We start from the raw sequence: 18,629 nt of genomic DNA on the forward strand, positions 1-18,629 counted from the left end.
TCATTAATGTTTTTTGATTTGATTATGTTTTGGAAGATTACCATTTTCTAAATCAGATTTCCCTTTAAAATCATAAGGTTTTTCGGTTCCTTTTAATAAACGAACAATATTTTGATGATGCTTTAAGATTAAGAAAATAGCACTTAAAGTAATAATAATATTAATTAAAGCTAAACTATCATAGTAATTGTCATAATTAACATAATGTAAGTAATTCACTCAAACAAGATGAGAATTTTGAAGTAAATCACCATTAAAATTAATAACATCAATGCTACTTAATTGTGGGATTCAACATAATGCTCCTGTAAAAAATGTTGCTAAAATTGAAGAAACAGAAACTCGTTTTCAAATAAAAATTGTGCTTCATCAAACAACTGTAGCAATTAAAAAGTAATATAGGTTAGTCATTCATAATAATCCTAAAAAAGATGAAACTGTTTTACCGCCTTTAAATTTATAATAAATTGGATAAGAATGACCAATTAAAACAAAAAAAGCTGGAATATAATAACTAGTTGAGCCAAAATTAACCCCATTAATATTAATACAACTAATACCAAAGGCAATAAACATTGTAATAGTAACTTTTAGCATATCTAAAAACATAATGGCGAAACCTCATTTTTTTCCTAAAACACGACTAGTATTTGTGGCTCCGGCATTTTTAGAATGATAATCTCGCACATCAATTTTATAAATTTTTTTACTAATAAAGATTGATCAACTAAAAGAACCAATTAAGTAACCAATTATTGCCGTAATAGCTGTCCCTAAATATCCATATAATGTCATTCATTCACCTTTCTTTTACTATTATATAGCAATTAGAAATAATTTAGTAAATAATTGTAAATAAAAGCATTATAATATAAGATATTAATAGTGAAAATTATATTTAAAAGGAATGATAGAGAATATGAGTATTGAAGATAAAACATTAAAATATGATGAATCATCAATTCAGATTTTAGAAGGACTAGATGCGGTTCGAAAACGTCCAGGAATGTATATTGGTTCAACTGATGTTCGTGGATTACATCATTTAGTTTGAGAAATTATTGATAATTCAATTGATGAGGCATTAGCTGGTTATTGCAATGAAATTGATATTATTATTTATAAAAATAATGCGATTACGGTGGCAGATAATGGTCGTGGTGTTCCAACCGGAATTCATTCATCTGGTAAATCAACGCCAGAAGTAATTTTTTCAGTTTTACATGCTGGAGGAAAATTTGGTGGTGATGGTTATAAAACATCAGGAGGATTACATGGTGTTGGTTCTTCTGTTGTTAATGCTTTATCGTCAACTTTTGATGTCACAATTTATCGTGACCACAAAGTTTGAAGTATTAAATTTGCGAATGGTGGGCAAGTTAAAGAACCGTTAATAAAAATTGGTACAACAACAAAAACAGGAACAACAGTTACTTTTTTACCTGATCATAAGATTTTTAAAGTAATTGATTTTTCTTTTTCCACAATTTCAGAACGAATTCGTGAATCAGCATTTTTAAATAGTGGGGTTAAGTTGACATTGACTGACCAACGCACTGATAAAAAAGTATCATATTTATTTAATAATGGTTTGGAAGAATTCATTACTTATATGAATGAAGGTAAAAAAAGTATTACTCCAATTATTATGTTAAAAGGGATAGAAAAACAAATTGAAGTTGAAATAGCGTTACAATATTCAACTGAATTTAATGAAAATTTACTTAGTTTTGCCAATAATGTTAAAACAAGTGAAGGTGGCAGTCATGTTGCTGGATTCCGAACAGGATTAACAAAAGTAATTAATGATTATGCTCACAAAGAAGGTTTATTAAAAGAAAAAGATAAGAATCTTGATTCGGTTGATACACGGGAAGGATTAACAGCCATTGTTTCAGTAAAAATTCCTGAAAATTTAATTCAGTATGAAGGTCAAACGAAAGGAAAATTAGGAACTTATGAAGCACGACTTGTTGTTGAAACAATTGTAGCAAAGCAATTTGGATTTTGATTAACAGAAAATAAGGCAAATGCTTATACTATTATTGAAAAAGCATTATTAGCTCGTAATGTTCGTGAAGAGGCTCGGAAAGCACGCGAAGCAGCTCGTAATAGCAAAAAACGTGGTAATAGTGATCGCTTATTAACCGGAAAATTAACCCCAGCTCAAAATCGAAATAAATTTAATAATGAGATTTTTTTAGTTGAAGGAGATTCGGCGGGGGGAAGTGCCAAGTTAGGGCGTGATCGTCGTTTTCAAGCAATTTTACCGTTACGTGGGAAAGTGATTAATGCTAAAAAAGCAAAACTTCAAGATTTAATGAATAATGAAGAAATTAATGTAATGATTAATGCCATTGGGGCTGGAGTCGGAAATGGCTTTGATATTAATGATGCCAATTATGGCAAAGTAATTATTATGACTGATGCGGATACGGATGGTGCGCATATTCAAACTTTATTGCTAACATTTTTTTATTGTTATATGCGACCATTAATTGAAAATCATCGGGTTTATCTTGCTTTACCACCTTTATTTAAAATTACTAGCACCAAAAATAAACATATCGAATACGCATGAGATGAAACAGAATTAAAAAATAAATTAAGTCAATTTCATGGTAAATTTGAATTACAGCGTTATAAAGGGCTAGGGGAAATGAACGCAGAACAATTATGAGAAACAACAATGGATCCCCAAACTCGTCAGCTAATTTTAGTAACAATTGATGATGCTGTTATGGCTGAAAGACGGATTGTCACCTTAATGGGTGATGATGCTAAAAAACGAAAAGATTGAATTGATGAAAATGTTAAATTTACTTTAGAAGATGATTTTCAAGCAATCATTAATTAAGTAGGACAACAATGTTACAAGCAATCAAAAAATTAATTAATACCCTAAATCAAACCAATCTAACTCTTAGTCAATATCAAAATTTTCAGTTATGACTTATTAAAATAAAAGAAACAAAAACAAGATTGACATTAGAAGTTTGAACAAGTAATGGCAATGAAGATAGTGAAAATACAATTACAACAACGATTGAACTTGCGATAGCAGATGAAATATCATTAAATTGATGTTATGAAAGTTTACTATTAGCAGCGCAACAAACTACGGAAAAAGAAGTTTTTTGAAAAAAAATTATACAACAAGTAACACCGCTTTATCAATTAGAACCAAGTAGTAACTTGTACTTGTTAACAAAAGAAGGCATTCATTTTTTTAACGATAAAATTGTTGCATTTGAATTAGACTATTATAATTATAATATATTAATAATTTTATTTGCTTGGCAAAAAATTAATATGGGAATTAATATTAAAAAAAGAATATTAATTAAACCTAACAATTTACCACTAAAAATTAATCAACAATTAAATACATTAAATTTAACAATTTATAAATTATTATTAATTGAAGAAACCTTATTTTATCAATGTGAAATTGATTGGTTATCTAAAATGGGTAAATATATGATTAAATCAGCAACAACAATTTATTATCAACAAGAATTTATAATCAAAACAAATATTTTAGCAGAGTTGTTACAGTTAATGGAAATTTGTAATAATCTTAATGACCGAATCTTAGCATATTTCCGGACATTGTTATTATTAACTCATCAACAGCAACTCTTTACTTATGATAAACATAAGGATTATTGAATATTAACAAAATTAGGGCAAAAGTTATTTTATCAAATTGATTATAAAAAGTTTATAATCAAGAATGAAATGATGAAAGTTGATTTACAGAGAGGAATTTAAAAATGAGTAATAACGAAAAAGAAAATGAATTAGTTTATAGTTTAAATGATATTATGTCAGAACGCTTTGGTCGTTATGCCAAATATATTATTCAAGATCGAGCCTTGCCTGATGTTCGTGATGGTTTAAAACCAGTGCAACGCCGTATTTTATTTGCAATGAATGAATTACGATTAACTTTTAATACGAGTTATAAAAAATCGGCACGGATTGTCGGAGAAGTAATTGGTAAATATCATCCACATGGTGATACATCAGTTTATGATGCAATGGTAAGGTTATCGCAAGATTGAAAAGTCCGTTATCCATTAATTGATATGCATGGAAACAATGGTTCAATTGATGGGGACCCAGCGGCTGCAATGCGTTATACTGAAACTCGTTTAAGTGAAATTTCCTCATTTTTATTACAAGATCTTGATAAAAAAACAGTTGCTTTTGCCCCTAATTTTGATGATTCAGAACAAGAACCTGTTGTATTACCAGCTTTATTTCCAAATTTATTAGTTAATGGTTCAACTGGAATTGCTGCTGGATATGCAACAAATATTCCACCACATAATTTACATGAAATTATTAATGCAACAATTCATTTTATTGAAAAACCAGACAGCACGGTTAAGGATTTAGTAAAATATGTTAAAGGACCTGATTTCCCAACGGGGGGGATTATTCAGGGAAAAAGTGGAATTTTAGAGGCATACCAAACAGGAAAAGGCAAAATTATTGTTCGTAGCAAAATTGAATTTGAAAACAATGCTTTAATAATTACTGAAATTCCATATGAAGTTGTTAAACAAGACTTAGTTAAAAAGATTGATGATATTAAATATAATGAACCAGGATTAAATATTAAGGAAGTTCGTGATGAAACAGACCGCGAAGGGTTAAGAATTGTGATTGAATTAGGTAAACAAGCTAATGTTGAAACCGTACGGAAATTTTTATTAAAAAATACTAATTTACAAATTTCATATAATTTTAATATGGTTGCTATTGCAAATAAACAACCACGACAATTAGGATTAAAGAAAATCTTAACCCACTATGTTGAACATCAACAAGCAGTTGTTACTCATCGTTCTCGCTTTGAATTAGCACGAGCACAAAAACGCTCAGAAATTGTTGCTGGGTTAATCAAAACAATTAGTATTTTAGATGAAGTAATTGCCGTTATTCGCCATTCAAAAGATCGCAGTGATGCAATTCATAATTTAGGGAAAAAATTCGGTTTTACCCAAATTCAAGCCGAAGCAATTGTCCAGTTACGATTATACCGGTTAACTTCAACAGATATTTTACAATTAAAAGCAGAACAAAAAGAATTAATTGCAACAATTACTGAATTAAAAGCAATTTTACGTGATATTAATAAATTAAATAGTGTTATTATTCACCAATTAGAATTAATTAAGAAAAAGTTTGTTTCACGTCGTCGTAGTGTGATTGAGAATGAAATTGAAGCAATTGAAATTCAAAAAACAGAAACAATTATTGAAAAAGATTTGAACATTTGAATTTCACGAGATGGGTATTTAAAAGCGTTAGAAAATAATCAATTAGCAAGGTTAGCAACTGAAGAATTTAAACGAAAACCAGGGGATTTATGAATTGCTGATTTTCAAGCTAATACTTCTGATAAAATTTTATTAATTACTTCAAAAGGAAATTATGTTATTATTCCAGTTTATAAAATTAAAACTGTTCGGTTACGTGATATTGGTGAACATGTTAATACTATTTCTGAATTACCAGGAGAAGAAAAAATTATTAGTGCTTTCTTATTAAATGATTTTAATAAAAAAGAACAATATATTATGTTGGCAACTAAAAATGGAATGATTAAAAAAACAGCTGTTAAAGATTTTGAAGCAACACGAATTAGCAAGGCTATTAAAGCTATTAATTTAAAAAATGATGATGAAGTTGTTGCTAGCCAATTAGTTGATCATCATCCATATGTTGTCATAACAACAGCAAACGGTTTTATTGTTAAATATCGTAAAAAACAAATTCCCACATTAGGGTTACGAACAGCAGGGGTAAAATCAATTAATCTACGTGATGATGTAGTTATTAATGCCGGTTATTGTGAAGATGATAATTTAGTATTAATTACTAATCTTAATACTGGGAAAAAAATTGATTTAACAGAAATTCCTACATCAACACGTCCAGTAAAAGGAACACGATTATATAAGTTAAATAAAGATATTAATGAACTTGTCCGCTGAACGTTTTTAACAAAAGGGAAAGATATTTTACATATGTTAAATCAAAACAATAAAATTGAGATATTTAATACTGATAAAATGCCTGTTCATAAATTAGTTACTGCTAATCATACGTTAGGCTTTGAAAATATTGTTGATATTGTTATTCCCCATTATTATGATTTAAAACTAATCCCATCAAAAAAAGGATTAGAAAGTAGTGGTGCAGCTGCAAAAAAGCATTCGTTTTATCATAATGAACATGATAATGTAAACAATATCAAACCCCTAATTGAAGTAAAAAAACCAACGAATAATTCTGCTGTTAATAAGACAGAACCAAATGAAAAAAGTTATAATCAGAAAACAATCACCTCAGAAAATACTAACGATGAAGAAAGTGATCCCAATGTTAAATTAGCATTAATGATTCCATCAGAAGAAATTTATCAAGTTGAGCAAGTTATTGCAACAGCAGAACCAATAACAACGCTTGACTATCATGCAAATAGTAAGAAAACAATTAACAAAAACATTGTGGGTAAACCACGCGGAGAAAAAATGCGCCAGAAAAATAAAAATATAAAAGAGACAAAAAAGAAAATTCGAAAAGAACAACAAAGTAAACGACAATTAGAGCAAAATTTAACAAATGTGGAAAATAGTAGAATAGTATCTGCACCTGAACAAGAACCATCGCCATTATTTGTTCGCAAAACCTTTGGAAAAGTGAAAACAACAGCAGATATGTTAATTGAAAAGAAACAACGTGAGCAAGCTAAAGTAGCTTTAGTAAAAGCACAGGCACAACAAAATAATCAACAAAAAAATATAAAACCGACAGTTTCGTCTTTTGACGAAGAAAAACCATCTTTTGAAAAAGTGGTCACAACAGTGGAAACTCTGCTTAAAAATAGACAACAACAAATTAATTTTGAGTTTAATAATAGCGAAAAAGATAAACCTATTATTAAAGCAAAATCACGAACAGAATGATTAAAAGCAATTGAACAAGCTTCAGCTGGAACAATTAAGGTTGGCTTAAGAAATGTTTCTTCAAATAATCATGAGCAAACAATGCAAAAAGTTGATTTTAAACAAATTAAAAATAAAAGAGTAACGAAAGCTAACTTTAAAAAAGATTTAGCAATTGATGAAACAAAAGAATTACAATTAACTATTCATGATATTTTAGATAAAAGTAAAAAATAAAAACACGAGGAGTGAATAAAAAATGACTAATTTGGGAACAGACTTTTTAGTTAAATGTACTAATATTAATAAATTTTATCGAAAACAACATGTCTTAAAAAATGTTAGTTTAACTGTACAAAAAGGAAATCGAATTGGAGTTATTGGACCAAATGGAACAGGGAAAAACAACTCTATGTGAGATTTTAGCCCAATTACGTCGTGTTTCCAATGGCAGCAGTGAAAAACAAGTTGGAATTCGGATTGGGATGCAATTGCAAGAATCTAAATATCCTCGTGGCATTACTGGTTATGATATTTTAAATTTGTATTTAAAAGATTATAATTTATTAATTCCACCAGAAAACATTTATCAACTTTTATTAAATTTACAAATTGAAAAAAATATGAACAAGGATATTTCAAAATTATCTGGCGGACAACAACAAAAGATTAATATTTTATTAGCATTAATTGTTGACCCAGATTTGATTATTCTTGATGAATTAGCAACAGGCTTAGATTTAGAAATTAAAGATAAAATATATGAGATTTTAAGTATTTTTTTAGCAAATGAAAATAAAGCATTATTATTAATTTCCCATAATATGGAAGAAATTGAGAAGTTTTGTGATACTTTAATTTTTATGGTTGCAGGAGAAATTACAAAAGTAACAAAAGTAGTTGATGTTGTTGCCAAATATAGCAGTGTTGAAGCTTTTTTCAAAGATCAATTTAAAGAATATCAAATTGGCGCTTATAAACAGGGCTATAGAACAGGAACAATCGAACATGACAAATGAGCGAAAAACTGAGCAAAATACATCGATAAAAATAAAAAATAGTTGATTAGTTAATGAAAAAGTTAATTTATCAGCCCTATATCGTTTTTTTCTAAGTTATTTGCGACGTCAAAAAATGGTTTTAATTCTTTTCGTTGTACTAATTCCAATTGCAATTCTTTGCCAAGCAATTTTTGTTAACTACCGCCAAGGACCGAATGTTATGGCACTATCAATTGGAGTTAATTTTATTGCAACGGGGGCAAGTGTTGCTGTATATATGTTAATGGGTTTTTTAATTGATTTAAAAATGTCCGTTGTCTATAAACGCATTGGATTATTAGGAATTAAACCATTAGGTTTTGTTTTAATTGTTTACACTTATTGTTTTACCTTGGTATTAATTGCTGATTTCCTAGTTTTAATTACTAGTTTCATTATTAATGCGGTGTTAAAGATTAATTTTGCTGTTGCGTATAATTTAATTGTTTAACAATTTTATTTGTCGGAGGTTTATTCTTATTTGTAGTTTTTATTGCAGCTTTATTTGGTGCACATTATAAAGAAGTAATTTTATCAATTAAGGGCTTAAGTATTGGCTGTGGTGTTATATTGGGTTCAGTTGTTTTAACTGGTCTCTTAATATGGTTAATTGTTCGAATTTTTCGTTGAGATAATTAAAAAAATGCGGAAAGCAACGAAAATAATTGGCAAATTTAAATTATTTTGCTATGATATACTTGTTGTAAAATTCGGGAAGAATAAGATTTAAGCAGAAAAGAGGAGTAAACAAATGCGTGAAGGAATAATTTTACGTTGTGAACAATGTAAGGAAGAAAACTACATTGCAAAACGTGACAAAAAGAAACAACAGGACAAATTAGAAGTGAAAAAATATTGTTCAAAATGTAACCAACATACTTTACATAAAGAAAAAAAATAACTCATTAGAATGAGTTATTTTTTTAAAATTATTTTTAGCAAAGTTAGAGTTAACATCTGTTTGGATTAACAGGTTTTATGTTATGATTAAGGTAAAGTAGATAATAATGCTTTCATATTGGTGTTTTTTTGATTATTTTAAAATAGCAAAGGAAAAATGTGAAAGGAAGGAAGCACGAATGATTCGAAAAGATACAATTATTGATCAAGACCAAATTAATCAGTTAAGACAAAAAATAATTGAGAAAATTAGTCTTGATAATTATAATCTTTTAGAACAAGAAGCTATTTTGCAGTATTTTCAGAATAATAATTTTTATAAAAAATTAGAAACCGAAGTAGGATATGTAATTAGTTTTGAAAATAAAATTTTAGGTTATGGTACTTATCATCCCCAATAAAATAAAATCACTGATTTATATGTTGACCCTGAATATCAAGGGTGATATTTTGGCAAAAAATTGCTAAAACAGTTAGAATTATAAGCACAAACAAACGATTTTTTAGATATTACTGTGGATGTTTTTTTACCAGCTGTTGCTTTTTTTCAAAAGCATCATTATATTGCAGTGAAGAAAAATGTTCATATTTATTCACAACAAGAAATTTTAATCTATTTTATGAAAAAATATTTTTAATTCAATAGAAAAAAATGTATAATATATCCAATAAAAGGAATGACGGGTAATGTTGAACAAATTAAATTTAGAATCCAAAAGCGTTAAAAACTTTTAAATTTTTAAATTCACTAAAATTAAATTTTCTTTCAATTGAACGAATTTTAAAAGCAAAAACAGAATTAACTTTTGCTCAAAAAGAAGCAATTTTAAATTTAATGCGACAACAATATAATATTAAGATTAAAGCAAATTATAATGCACGTCAATAGGTCAAACCCAGCAGCGAAAACAAGAACTTAGTTTAAAAAAATTAAAAAATATACAAAAAAACATTCTCAGTAAAGGACATTAAAAAATAAAAAACAACAAGAGATAACAAATATTTATCAAAAGCGACCTTCTTTTAGCCAAGGTAATTTATTAGAATTAACGAAGTAAAGGATTAATTTATTACGTAATGCTTCAAACAATTACAATCGAATGGGGCAAGGTGTTATAAAATGACGAAATCCTTATTATTCAATGTTTGGCATTAACCAAACGAATCTTAAAAAAATTCATGATTAAGAAGTAAAAATAACTTTTTTAAAATAAAATTTTTAAGGTATAATAATTAACAACACAGTAAAATAGAAAGGTCATTAGTGATGGAAGAATACATATCCCAGAATAATAGCAACTTAGAAACTAATTTAAAAACTAATTTTGAAACGGGCTTAACTTCAGAAGAAGTAATTGCTCGGCAAAAACAATATGGAAAAAATGAATTACCAAAAAGTAAAGTAACCCCATGATATGTTATTTTTAGCAAAGCCTTAATTGAACCAATCCAATTAATTTTAATTGCAGCAGCTGTAATTTCAGTAATTGCGCCAATGATTGGAAATAATTGACAAATTCAGGGCGAATATTTTATTGATTTTTCAGTAATTGCAGCAATTGTTATCCTTGATGCAATTTTAGAAACAATCCAAACAGTAAAAGCACGGAAATCAATGGCCGCTTTAAAATCTTTATCAAAACCAAAAGCGGTCGTAATTCGAAATGATTCTCAGCAAGAAATTCCAGCCAATGAATTAACAGTTGGTGATATTGTTATTTTAGAAGCAGGAAAATATGTTCCAGCGGAACTACGCATTATTGAACAATCTGATGTATTTATTGATGAAGCAATTTTAACGGGGGAAAGTGTTCCTGTTCATAAAACAGCTTACCCAATTGAACCAACAACAATTTTGGCAGAAATGAAAAATATTGCTTTCATGTCAACTTTTATTACAGCTGGGCGAGCAGTTGGTGTAGTTATTAAGGTTGGTCAACAAACAGAAATTGGAAAAATTGCAACAACAATTAATGAAACAGAAGAAACTGCTACAAATTTAGAAAAAAAACTAACAAAGTTTTCGTATTGAATTGCAGGCTTAAGTTTTATTATTGCTATTGTTATTTTTTTAGCATTATACTTTAATGGTAATAAAAGTGGATGAACTAATTATTTAATGGTAGCAATTACTTTAGCAATTGGGATGATTCCAGAATCATTAGCAGCAGTTGTTTCGATTACTTTATCATTTTCAACCAAACGAATGGCAAAACAAAATGTGATTGTAAAAAAACTTGCTAGTATGGAAACATTAGGAAGTGTCAATGTTATTTGTACTGATAAAACAGGAACTTTAACACAAAATAAAATGACAGTTAAAAAAGTAATGATGAATAATGCTGTAATTAATGCTGACGAATACGTTAATAGTAGTCTGGATCAGCACCAAGATTTATTTTTGAAAGCATTAGTTTTATGTAATGATAGTGTTACTGAAGATAAAGAACGGATTGGTGATCCAACAGAATTAGCATTAGTTGATTATGCTGAATTATTTGCTTATGATGAGCAAGATTCACGTGATAAATGAGAACGAATTGATGAAGTTCCTTTTGATTCTGAACGTAAATTAATGTCAACTTTAAATGTGATTGAAGGGGTTAGTACAACTTTTACAAAAGGTGCATTGGATAGTTTATTAGAACGTTGTGATCGCATTATGATTCAGAATGAAATTTTAACATTAACAAAAAAAGATAAAGCATTGTTGTTAAAGTTAGCAGATGATTTATCAGCGCAAGCATTACGGGTATTAGCTTTTGCTTATAATACTAATTTTGATGATGAACAAGACTCCGAGGCGTTAGAAAAAAATTTAATTTTTTTAGGAGCTGTTGGTATGATTGACCCTGTTCGTCAATCTGCTATTGAAGCAGTAAAAAAAGCACATGCTGCTGGAATTAAAGTTGTTATGATTACTGGTGATCATGCAACAACTGCTCTAGCAATTGCAAAAGAATTAGACTTAGCTTATTCAGAATATGAAGTAATTTCTTCAGAGCAGTTAAATGCAATGACAGATAAGCAATTAATTCGAATTGTTGATAATATTAAAGTATTTGCACGAGTTAATCCTGAACATAAAGTTCGGATTGTTAATATTTTACAGCAGAAAGATTATCTTGTGTCAATGACAGGAGATGGGGTTAATGATGCTCCAAGTTTAGTAAAAGCTGATATTGGGGTAGCAATGGGAATTACTGGAACAGATGTTGCAAAACAAGCAGCTGATGTTATTTTAACGGATGATAATTTTGAAACAATTATTAAAGGGGTTAATGAAGGCCGTAATGTTTATCAAAAAATTCGCCGAGCAATTACGTTTGTGATTGGAGTTAATTTAGCAAATGTTTTATCAATTTTTATTTTATCCTTAATTAATCATGTTTCACCAGTTGAAGCAACTGATATTTTATGAATGAATTTAGTTATTGAATCAATTTTAGCAATTTGTATTGGAATGGCTGATAATGATGATACATTAATGACAATTAAACCGGTGCAAGGGAAGAATCCCTTATTTCGAAATATTTGAGGGCCAATGATTCGCATTACAATTTTAACAACAAGTGTTTGTGTTGGCGCTTATTATTTTGGAATGAGTTTTGTTCCAACTCAAGCATACGAAGCTTATGGTTATCAAACAGTTTTTGATTTTTTACGAAGTAATGATTCTAATATTACAATTGAAATGAAATTGCAAATTTCTGATTTTGGTCTAACAGGGATTTTTATTGCTTTAACTTGTGCACCAAGTATGTTTGTTAATACTGTTACTTTAACAAATTGAAAAATAAAACAACGTTTTACTCCAATTATTAATCGACCATTAATTTATGCTGCAATGGGAGCAGTTTTATTAAATATTGTTATTTTGTTTATTCCTTGAATTAATAATAAAGTACTAAACTTAAATGATTTAGAAGTTTATAATTTAAATAATTGATATTTTATTCCTTCTTGTTTAGCAATGGCAATGATTCCTGTCACAATTATTGTGATAACTGACGCTTGTCATTTTTGATGACATCATGGGTTAAAACAACACTTACGAAAACTTGGTAAAATTAAAATAAGAAAGTTATAAAGGAATAATTGTATTACAAATAATTTTTAGGAAATATTATATTGAGCAATTAAGTTGTTAAAGGCACGAGGGTGCTTTTTTTTAAAATTATTATTATTCAATATAATAATAGGTATCTTAGATTTCAAAAGATGAAGTTAACGAACAAGATTTACTAATGTTTGCTAAATTAATAATGGATTTTTGAAATTATTATAAGTTAATACTTATAAAATTTTATATAATAAACAGGACTATACGGAGAAAATATGGCTATTGAAAAAACAAAAGATAAAAACTTAAATCAAAAATAAAATCAGTTATTAAATAAAAAAATAAATTCTTACACATTAGAAAAGTTAATTCGTCATAGTAATACAGGTAAGGTTGAACCAGCAAATAAAATGATTGCTGAATATTATGCTCGTCGTGATAAAGAAATGCAAGCAGCAAAAGTTCGTCGTGAACAAGCTAACCGTGGTGGAATTTATAACTTTAGTCTGGCAATACAACAAATAAAGAATTAACAAAACAATATAATTTACATACTGCTAATCTTAAAAGTGAAAAAGTGTTACCAATTGATCGTTTTTCACCGCAATATTTAGCAAAGCAAAATAAGATAGGTATTAAAAAAGAAAACGATAATCGTCCGGTAATTGATTTGTTTGATGAAAATAATAATGAAAAACAACCAGCAATTATTGTTTATGATCCAGTAAAAGGGATATATGTGATACAAGAACCAAAATTAGGGCGAAAAGAAACATCAAGTTCTGAAACAAGTCTTGCTGGAAAACTAAAACAACAAACTATTTCTCGTAAGAGTGGAAATATTAGTAAAAAGAAAGCAATTGAAGAAAATATTTCTAATGATATAACAAAAGATCATACGATAATCGCTAATCGTAGACGCGGTTCTTTTGATACAAATAGTATTGATCCAAGTAAAAAACCAAATTTTTTAAGTCAAATACAAGAACAAACGGATGAAACTGAAATCTTTATTTTTAGAAAAATATTCTTGAATAAATTTTGCCATATTTTTAATTCAAGGTGCACCATCTCCTAATACCATAAATTCAATATTGTCATTAATATCATAATAACTTGTAATTAATGTAAGTAATTTACTAACAAAATTAATTAATTTACTATTTTTTTAATATATTCTGGAATATTATCTAGTTCTATAACTCCTAATTTATTTGCAATTACAGGTCTTTTTTTAGTTGATTTTGTTTTATCAAAACCAGTATGAACAGTTGAAAATATACTATGTTTTTTTATTTTTTCTTTCCCCTTTTTATTTTCATTTCACATTTTTAAATAAGTTCCATCAATTTAAATATATAAAGTATGAGGTACCTTTATTTTTTTATCAGTTTTATTAATATAATATTCTTTATCAATTTTTGCATTTTTCATAATATTTGATATTGTTTTTATACAAATTTTTACATGTTCCATAGTATCTAAAATATCTTGATATGTTTTTTTATTGCCAATAAATGATAATATTTTTTCTTTAACAGAATTATCTATTCTTTGTCATTTTTTAATTTCTAAAAGTTTATCCAAAGGAAAAATATATTCTTCTTTACCTGTTTCTTGATTAATTTTATAATATTTTCTTCTTTTAAAAGTTATTTTCCCATTTAAAATAGTTAATTTTCTTGGTTTTATTTCTTTTACTTTATAATTTTTAAATTCTTTTAAAGTTTCATCAATTTTATAATTTTTAAAAATTCATTCATCACAATCTTCTAAACTTTGTTGAATAATTTCAATACTTTGTATATTTAATAAATTAATAAAATTCTTTAAAAAACTGTTATCAACATTTATCATTTTTATACCCTCTTTTCTATAGTTTATGACTTTAGCACAAAAATAATGAAAATGCAAAAAAAAAGATATTATTTTTTATTTATTGTGTTATAATTAAAGTGTTAATTATTAGCAAATTAATTTAACTGAAAAAAGTAAAATAATTTACTTTTTTTATTTTGATGTAAAATATAGATAATAAAAAAGAACCAAGTTGGTTCTTTTGTTACATTTTTAGAGATAATTTACTCTTTTATTTAATCATATTGTTTAAATAATAGCAATTTTAATATGCAAAAAAGAGTAAAAAATGAAAGAATTTAATCCAAAAACAGCAAGTTTGGCAACTTTTTATCGTAAAATAGAGCAATTTTGAGAAAATAAATCACCTAATAAACCCTATACTTTGAATGATTTAACCAATGAATTCAACCTTTCTCGCAAGTGAAGATATGATACTTATGCGAGCGAAAAGATAGTTCCTTTGCTTGAAAAACAAGTTGATAAAATTGAAAGTGAAATAATTAACTTTATGATGAAATCACCAGATGGTGCTAAATTATATTGACAACGAGCATTTAATTTTATAAATATTCACTACAAGAAAAAGAACTTGAAAAAGAATTAAACTTAAATAATCAACAACCAATAATTGTTAATTTACAAACAGAGATTAGAGATATTAAAAAAGAAAGTGATAATAATGCTTAATCATTTTACTTATTTGTTAGAAACACCTTATTGGTTATTACAAAATAGTACTATTGATAATAAATATCCATTTGCTAAAAAGTTTGAGTTAGTTAATAAAATTAATCAAATTGGAACACGATATAGTGGTAAAACTATATCAAATATTAAAATGTTTGGTGAATTATTAAAAATTAGTTTATTAATTAAAGAACCAATTTGTATCATTGCTAGTATGTATTGGAGTAAAGATTTAAAAGATAGTGTATTTCAAAATATATGAAATATGTTAGATGAAAATCATATTCCTTATACTATTAATTTATCAAATTTTACTTTTACTTTATCAAATGGTAGCAAAATATATTTAAAGGTTTACATTCACCTAGCAGAAAAGAAAAATTAAAAGCCTTTGCTGATTTGAATAAATATAAATTAGTTATTGATTGAAGAGAATAATGTGACCAATTTCAACAAAAAGATTTAAGTGATTTAGAATTTGCTATTCGTGGTTATCAAAATAAAACAACAATTAATACATGTAATCCTGAAAGCTTAAAAAGATATATTGTTGGTTATTGTAATGAATTAATGCCTTTTGATGAAGAAATAATGCGTAGTAAATATGAGCAAATTAAGTATATTGAAAAATGAAATATGAAAATTATTATTCATTATTCTAGTTGAAGATTAAATTATGAATTACCACAAGATAAAGTTAATGAACAATTAAGATTAAAACAGTTAGATATTGAAAGAGCAAGAGTATGGCGTTGAGGACTTCCTGGCAATACTAGTGGATCAATCTTTGCAAGATATATTGATATTATGAAAGCAACAGATATTATTCAACCAACTAAATTATTAGGTGGTGTTGATATTGCTAATGCTACTAGCCCCAAAGGACATACAATAGCAGCGAGTTTTTGAATATATAATTCATTTGATAAAAAAGCATATAAAGTTGCTGAATATACTCATTCAAATGCTACACAACAATTTAAAACTGAATTAGAACAAGTTAAAGATATTTTAGAGTTTTATAATAATCAATTAAATCAATATTTTAATTTAATTCAGCAAGGTATATCGATTAATGTTGATGATAGTGCTTATTCAACATTGCAAAGTTTAAACCGAGAAAAATATAATTATTTTTTTGGTCAATATATGACATTTAAACCAGCACAAAAACAAAAATTTAAAGTAATACATCGTGTAGAAGCATTCACAATGTTAATAAATACTAATCAATTAAAATGATTATGATAAAAATGTCCCGTAAGTAAAACCCAATATGAATTAATAAAATGAGAAGATAAGCCTGAAGCAAAAGAAGAAAAAGTATTAGACTTATATGATGATACATTTGATAGTGATTTTTATGCTTTACATTTTGAATTAATACCAATGGTTAAACATAATAGTTCAGCAGATTATAAATTATGACAAGAAAGGAAGTGAATAAATTAATGAAAAAAGATATTTATGTAATACATGATGAGCGTGTAATAAATGCAAAAAGACCATATATGTCTGTTTGTGGACAAGTTAAAAAAAGACTTTGTCAAGAATTAAAAAAAGATAATATCGCAATGTGTAAATTAAATTTATATAACGAATATATTAAAAAGTATCAAAAAGTTAAAGTATGTGTACGAGTTTTAGCAAATGAACCTAGTTTATTAACAGTAAATATAATTAATTATGCACTTATCTTAAATTTAAAGGAGCAAAATAACCATGAATAATACCTATCCATCTTTACCAAACTTAAATGATATTAATAGTGTTTTAAAATTTTATAATTATGATTGAACAATTAATTTAGCAAATATTATTGCTCGCCATCAAATGCGATTAGTAAATGGTAAAGATATTTTATTTAAGTCGCATCGTAAAGACATTTTAGAAAAATTAAATTGATGATATGAAAATTATAAAATAAAAGAAAAATTAGATAAAAACGAATTAACAGCAAGTTTAATGAGTAAAACTATCTTTGGTTTATTAGAAACATCAGACGGTAATATTGATTTATGAATTAACCCTTTTAACTTTACATCTCGTGTAAGTAAAATAAATGAAATTGAACAAGGTGCTGATATTTGATTAAATTATCATCAATCAGATAGTGGTTTTATTTTAAATTTAATTTGTACCAAAGATAAAATAATTATTAAAGGTTGACCTAAAAATAATGAAGTAGTTGTTGGTCAAAGTAAAACACAAATTAAAGATGATGTTAGACCTGTTTTAGTTCAAGAATTTAAAAATAAATTAGGTATAGTGCCCTTTTGAGAAATGATAAATGAACCTAATCCTTTATTTTTATCAACATCAACAACTTTAAATCCATGACCTACAATGGCAAATTGTTATAAATTACAATTTGATTTAGAAGATAGTTTTAATATTAAATCAAAAGAAAGATGAGCAAATCGTACTCATTGATATGGGGTATTAGATGATGATTTAATGACTGCTTATAACAAAGGCAATAAAAAAGTATTACAAGATGCTTTTGATGATATTTTTATTCAATCAGGTCAATCAGCCTTAGATGGTCAATTATCCCAATCTTTACAAGTAGTACAAGGGACACCAACCTTAGAAACATATACACAAGACCAAAAAGCAATTATTGAACAAGTATATATAGCATGTAATTTTTCTAATCCTTTTGGTGATGTCTCAGATAGTGAAGAAAATAAAACCCAATCATTAATAAAAAAAAAAAAAGACTTAGAAAAACAAGCATATTTACAAGAATATCGTAAACAATATTATACTAAAATGTTTGATACTGTTTTAAAATATTATGGTTTATGAGATGGAAAAGGTGAACACCATTATGGATTTGATTTTGTTAGCGCTAGTTTAGTTGACCAAATGCGACAAAATGAATTAATTACTACTAGATTAGATAATTGAACAATGGAGCCAATAAGAGCGATAACTAAATATGATAATGTTGATGAATTAGAAGCAATCAAATATTATGAAAAAATTGAAAAATACTGAGATAAAAGGCATGCTCAAGAGATAGAACATAATAATAAATTAATGGAATATGATGAAACTGGTAATAATCAAAATGCCTTACAAGGTAGAACAGAAATTAAGGAGAATTAACAA

General features: G+C 27.0%; 18 protein-coding genes. 15 read left to right on the forward strand and 3 right to left on the reverse strand.

The window, feature by feature from the left end:
* Positions 1 to 3: 3 nt before the first annotated feature.
* A complete protein-coding gene (plsY, locus tag ABNT63_RS06665; protein ID WP_348735023.1) occupies positions 4 to 795 on the reverse strand; it encodes a glycerol-3-phosphate 1-O-acyltransferase PlsY in 792 nt (263 codons plus the stop codon).
* A 124-nt stretch (positions 796 to 919) separates the two neighbouring features.
* Here plsY and parE point away from each other — a divergent pair, with 124 nt between their 5' ends.
* The 10 genes from parE to ABNT63_RS06715 all read left to right on the forward strand — a co-directional run bounded on the left by parE (position 920) and on the right by ABNT63_RS06715 (position 14,043).
* On the forward strand, positions 920 to 2,857 hold the full coding sequence (parE, locus tag ABNT63_RS06670) for a DNA topoisomerase IV subunit B (RefSeq protein WP_348735024.1): 1,938 nt from the start codon (positions 920 to 922) through the stop codon (positions 2,855 to 2,857).
* 11 nt (positions 2,858 to 2,868) lie between these two features.
* Positions 2,869 to 3,774 (forward strand): hypothetical protein, encoded by a 906-nt coding sequence (locus ABNT63_RS06675; protein WP_348735025.1) that lies wholly within the window; start codon positions 2,869 to 2,871, stop codon positions 3,772 to 3,774.
* A 2-nt stretch (positions 3,775 to 3,776) separates the two neighbouring features.
* Positions 3,777 to 7,199 (forward strand): DNA topoisomerase IV subunit A, encoded by a 3,423-nt coding sequence (parC, locus tag ABNT63_RS06680; RefSeq protein WP_348735026.1) that lies wholly within the window; start codon positions 3,777 to 3,779, stop codon positions 7,197 to 7,199.
* Positions 7,200 to 7,333: 134 nt separating this feature from the next.
* Complete coding sequence (locus ABNT63_RS06685) at positions 7,334 to 8,023, forward strand: ATP-binding cassette domain-containing protein (RefSeq protein ID WP_348735027.1); 690 nt, start codon at positions 7,334 to 7,336, stop codon at positions 8,021 to 8,023.
* Entirely contained in the window at positions 7,971 to 8,453 is a 483-nt protein-coding gene (locus tag ABNT63_RS06690; RefSeq protein ID WP_348735028.1) for a hypothetical protein, read from the forward strand. Before ABNT63_RS06685 ends, ABNT63_RS06690 begins: the two co-directional genes overlap by 53 nt.
* Before the next feature lie 300 nt (positions 8,454 to 8,753).
* Positions 8,754 to 8,903, forward strand: coding sequence for a 50S ribosomal protein L33 (gene rpmG, locus ABNT63_RS06695; protein ID WP_004028258.1), 150 nt, complete (start codon positions 8,754 to 8,756; stop codon positions 8,901 to 8,903).
* 178 nt (positions 8,904 to 9,081) lie between these two features.
* Entirely contained in the window at positions 9,082 to 9,303 is a 222-nt protein-coding gene (locus ABNT63_RS06700) for a hypothetical protein (protein WP_348735029.1), read from the forward strand.
* A gap of 866 nt (positions 9,304 to 10,169) precedes the next feature.
* The gene (locus ABNT63_RS06705; protein ID WP_348737160.1) at positions 10,170 to 12,992 is read left to right on the forward strand and encodes a cation-translocating P-type ATPase; all 2,823 of its coding nucleotides are present in this window, start codon (positions 10,170 to 10,172) and stop codon (positions 12,990 to 12,992) included.
* 383 nt (positions 12,993 to 13,375) lie between these two features.
* Positions 13,376 to 13,498: a hypothetical protein gene (locus ABNT63_RS06710; RefSeq protein WP_348735030.1), complete on the forward strand. Its 123-nt coding sequence runs from the start codon at positions 13,376 to 13,378 to the stop codon at positions 13,496 to 13,498.
* Positions 13,499 to 13,542: 44 nt separating this feature from the next.
* Positions 13,543 to 14,043 carry a hypothetical protein gene (locus ABNT63_RS06715; RefSeq protein ID WP_348735031.1) on the forward strand — a complete coding sequence of 167 codons (501 nt, stop codon included), beginning with the start codon at positions 13,543 to 13,545 and terminating at the stop codon, positions 14,041 to 14,043.
* 74 nt (positions 14,044 to 14,117) lie between these two features.
* Here the strand turns inward: ABNT63_RS06715 and ABNT63_RS06720 are convergent, their stop codons facing one another.
* Entirely contained in the window at positions 14,118 to 14,294 is a 177-nt protein-coding gene (locus ABNT63_RS06720; RefSeq protein ID WP_348735032.1) for a hypothetical protein, read from the reverse strand.
* 21 nt (positions 14,295 to 14,315) lie between these two features.
* The gene (locus ABNT63_RS06725) at positions 14,316 to 14,822 is read right to left on the reverse strand and encodes a UPF0236 family transposase-like protein (protein WP_348735033.1); all 507 of its coding nucleotides are present in this window, start codon (positions 14,820 to 14,822) and stop codon (positions 14,316 to 14,318) included.
* 289 nt (positions 14,823 to 15,111) lie between these two features.
* Between ABNT63_RS06725 and ABNT63_RS06730 the strand changes: the two genes are divergently transcribed.
* The 5 genes from ABNT63_RS06730 (at position 15,112) to ABNT63_RS06750 (ending at position 18,626) form a co-directional block, all read left to right on the forward strand.
* Positions 15,112 to 15,429 carry a hypothetical protein gene (locus ABNT63_RS06730; RefSeq protein WP_348735034.1) on the forward strand — a complete coding sequence of 106 codons (318 nt, stop codon included), beginning with the start codon at positions 15,112 to 15,114 and terminating at the stop codon, positions 15,427 to 15,429.
* A gap of 75 nt (positions 15,430 to 15,504) precedes the next feature.
* The gene (locus ABNT63_RS06735; protein WP_348735035.1) at positions 15,505 to 15,897 is read left to right on the forward strand and encodes a hypothetical protein; all 393 of its coding nucleotides are present in this window, start codon (positions 15,505 to 15,507) and stop codon (positions 15,895 to 15,897) included.
* Positions 15,898 to 15,995: 98 nt separating this feature from the next.
* Positions 15,996 to 16,763 (forward strand): PBSX family phage terminase large subunit, encoded by a 768-nt coding sequence (locus ABNT63_RS06740; RefSeq protein ID WP_348737162.1) that lies wholly within the window; start codon positions 15,996 to 15,998, stop codon positions 16,761 to 16,763.
* 200 nt (positions 16,764 to 16,963) lie between these two features.
* Positions 16,964 to 17,242 (forward strand): hypothetical protein, encoded by a 279-nt coding sequence (locus ABNT63_RS06745; RefSeq protein WP_348735036.1) that lies wholly within the window; start codon positions 16,964 to 16,966, stop codon positions 17,240 to 17,242.
* A complete protein-coding gene (locus ABNT63_RS06750; RefSeq protein ID WP_348735037.1) occupies positions 17,235 to 18,626 on the forward strand; it encodes a hypothetical protein in 1,392 nt (463 codons plus the stop codon). The genes ABNT63_RS06745 and ABNT63_RS06750 overlap by 8 nt, the downstream gene beginning before the upstream one ends.
* Positions 18,627 to 18,629 lie beyond the last annotated feature (3 nt).

This window comes from Spiroplasma endosymbiont of Ammophila pubescens (assembly GCF_964020965.1).
Classification (GTDB): Bacteria; Bacillota_I; Bacilli_A; order Mycoplasmatales; family Mycoplasmataceae; genus Spiroplasma.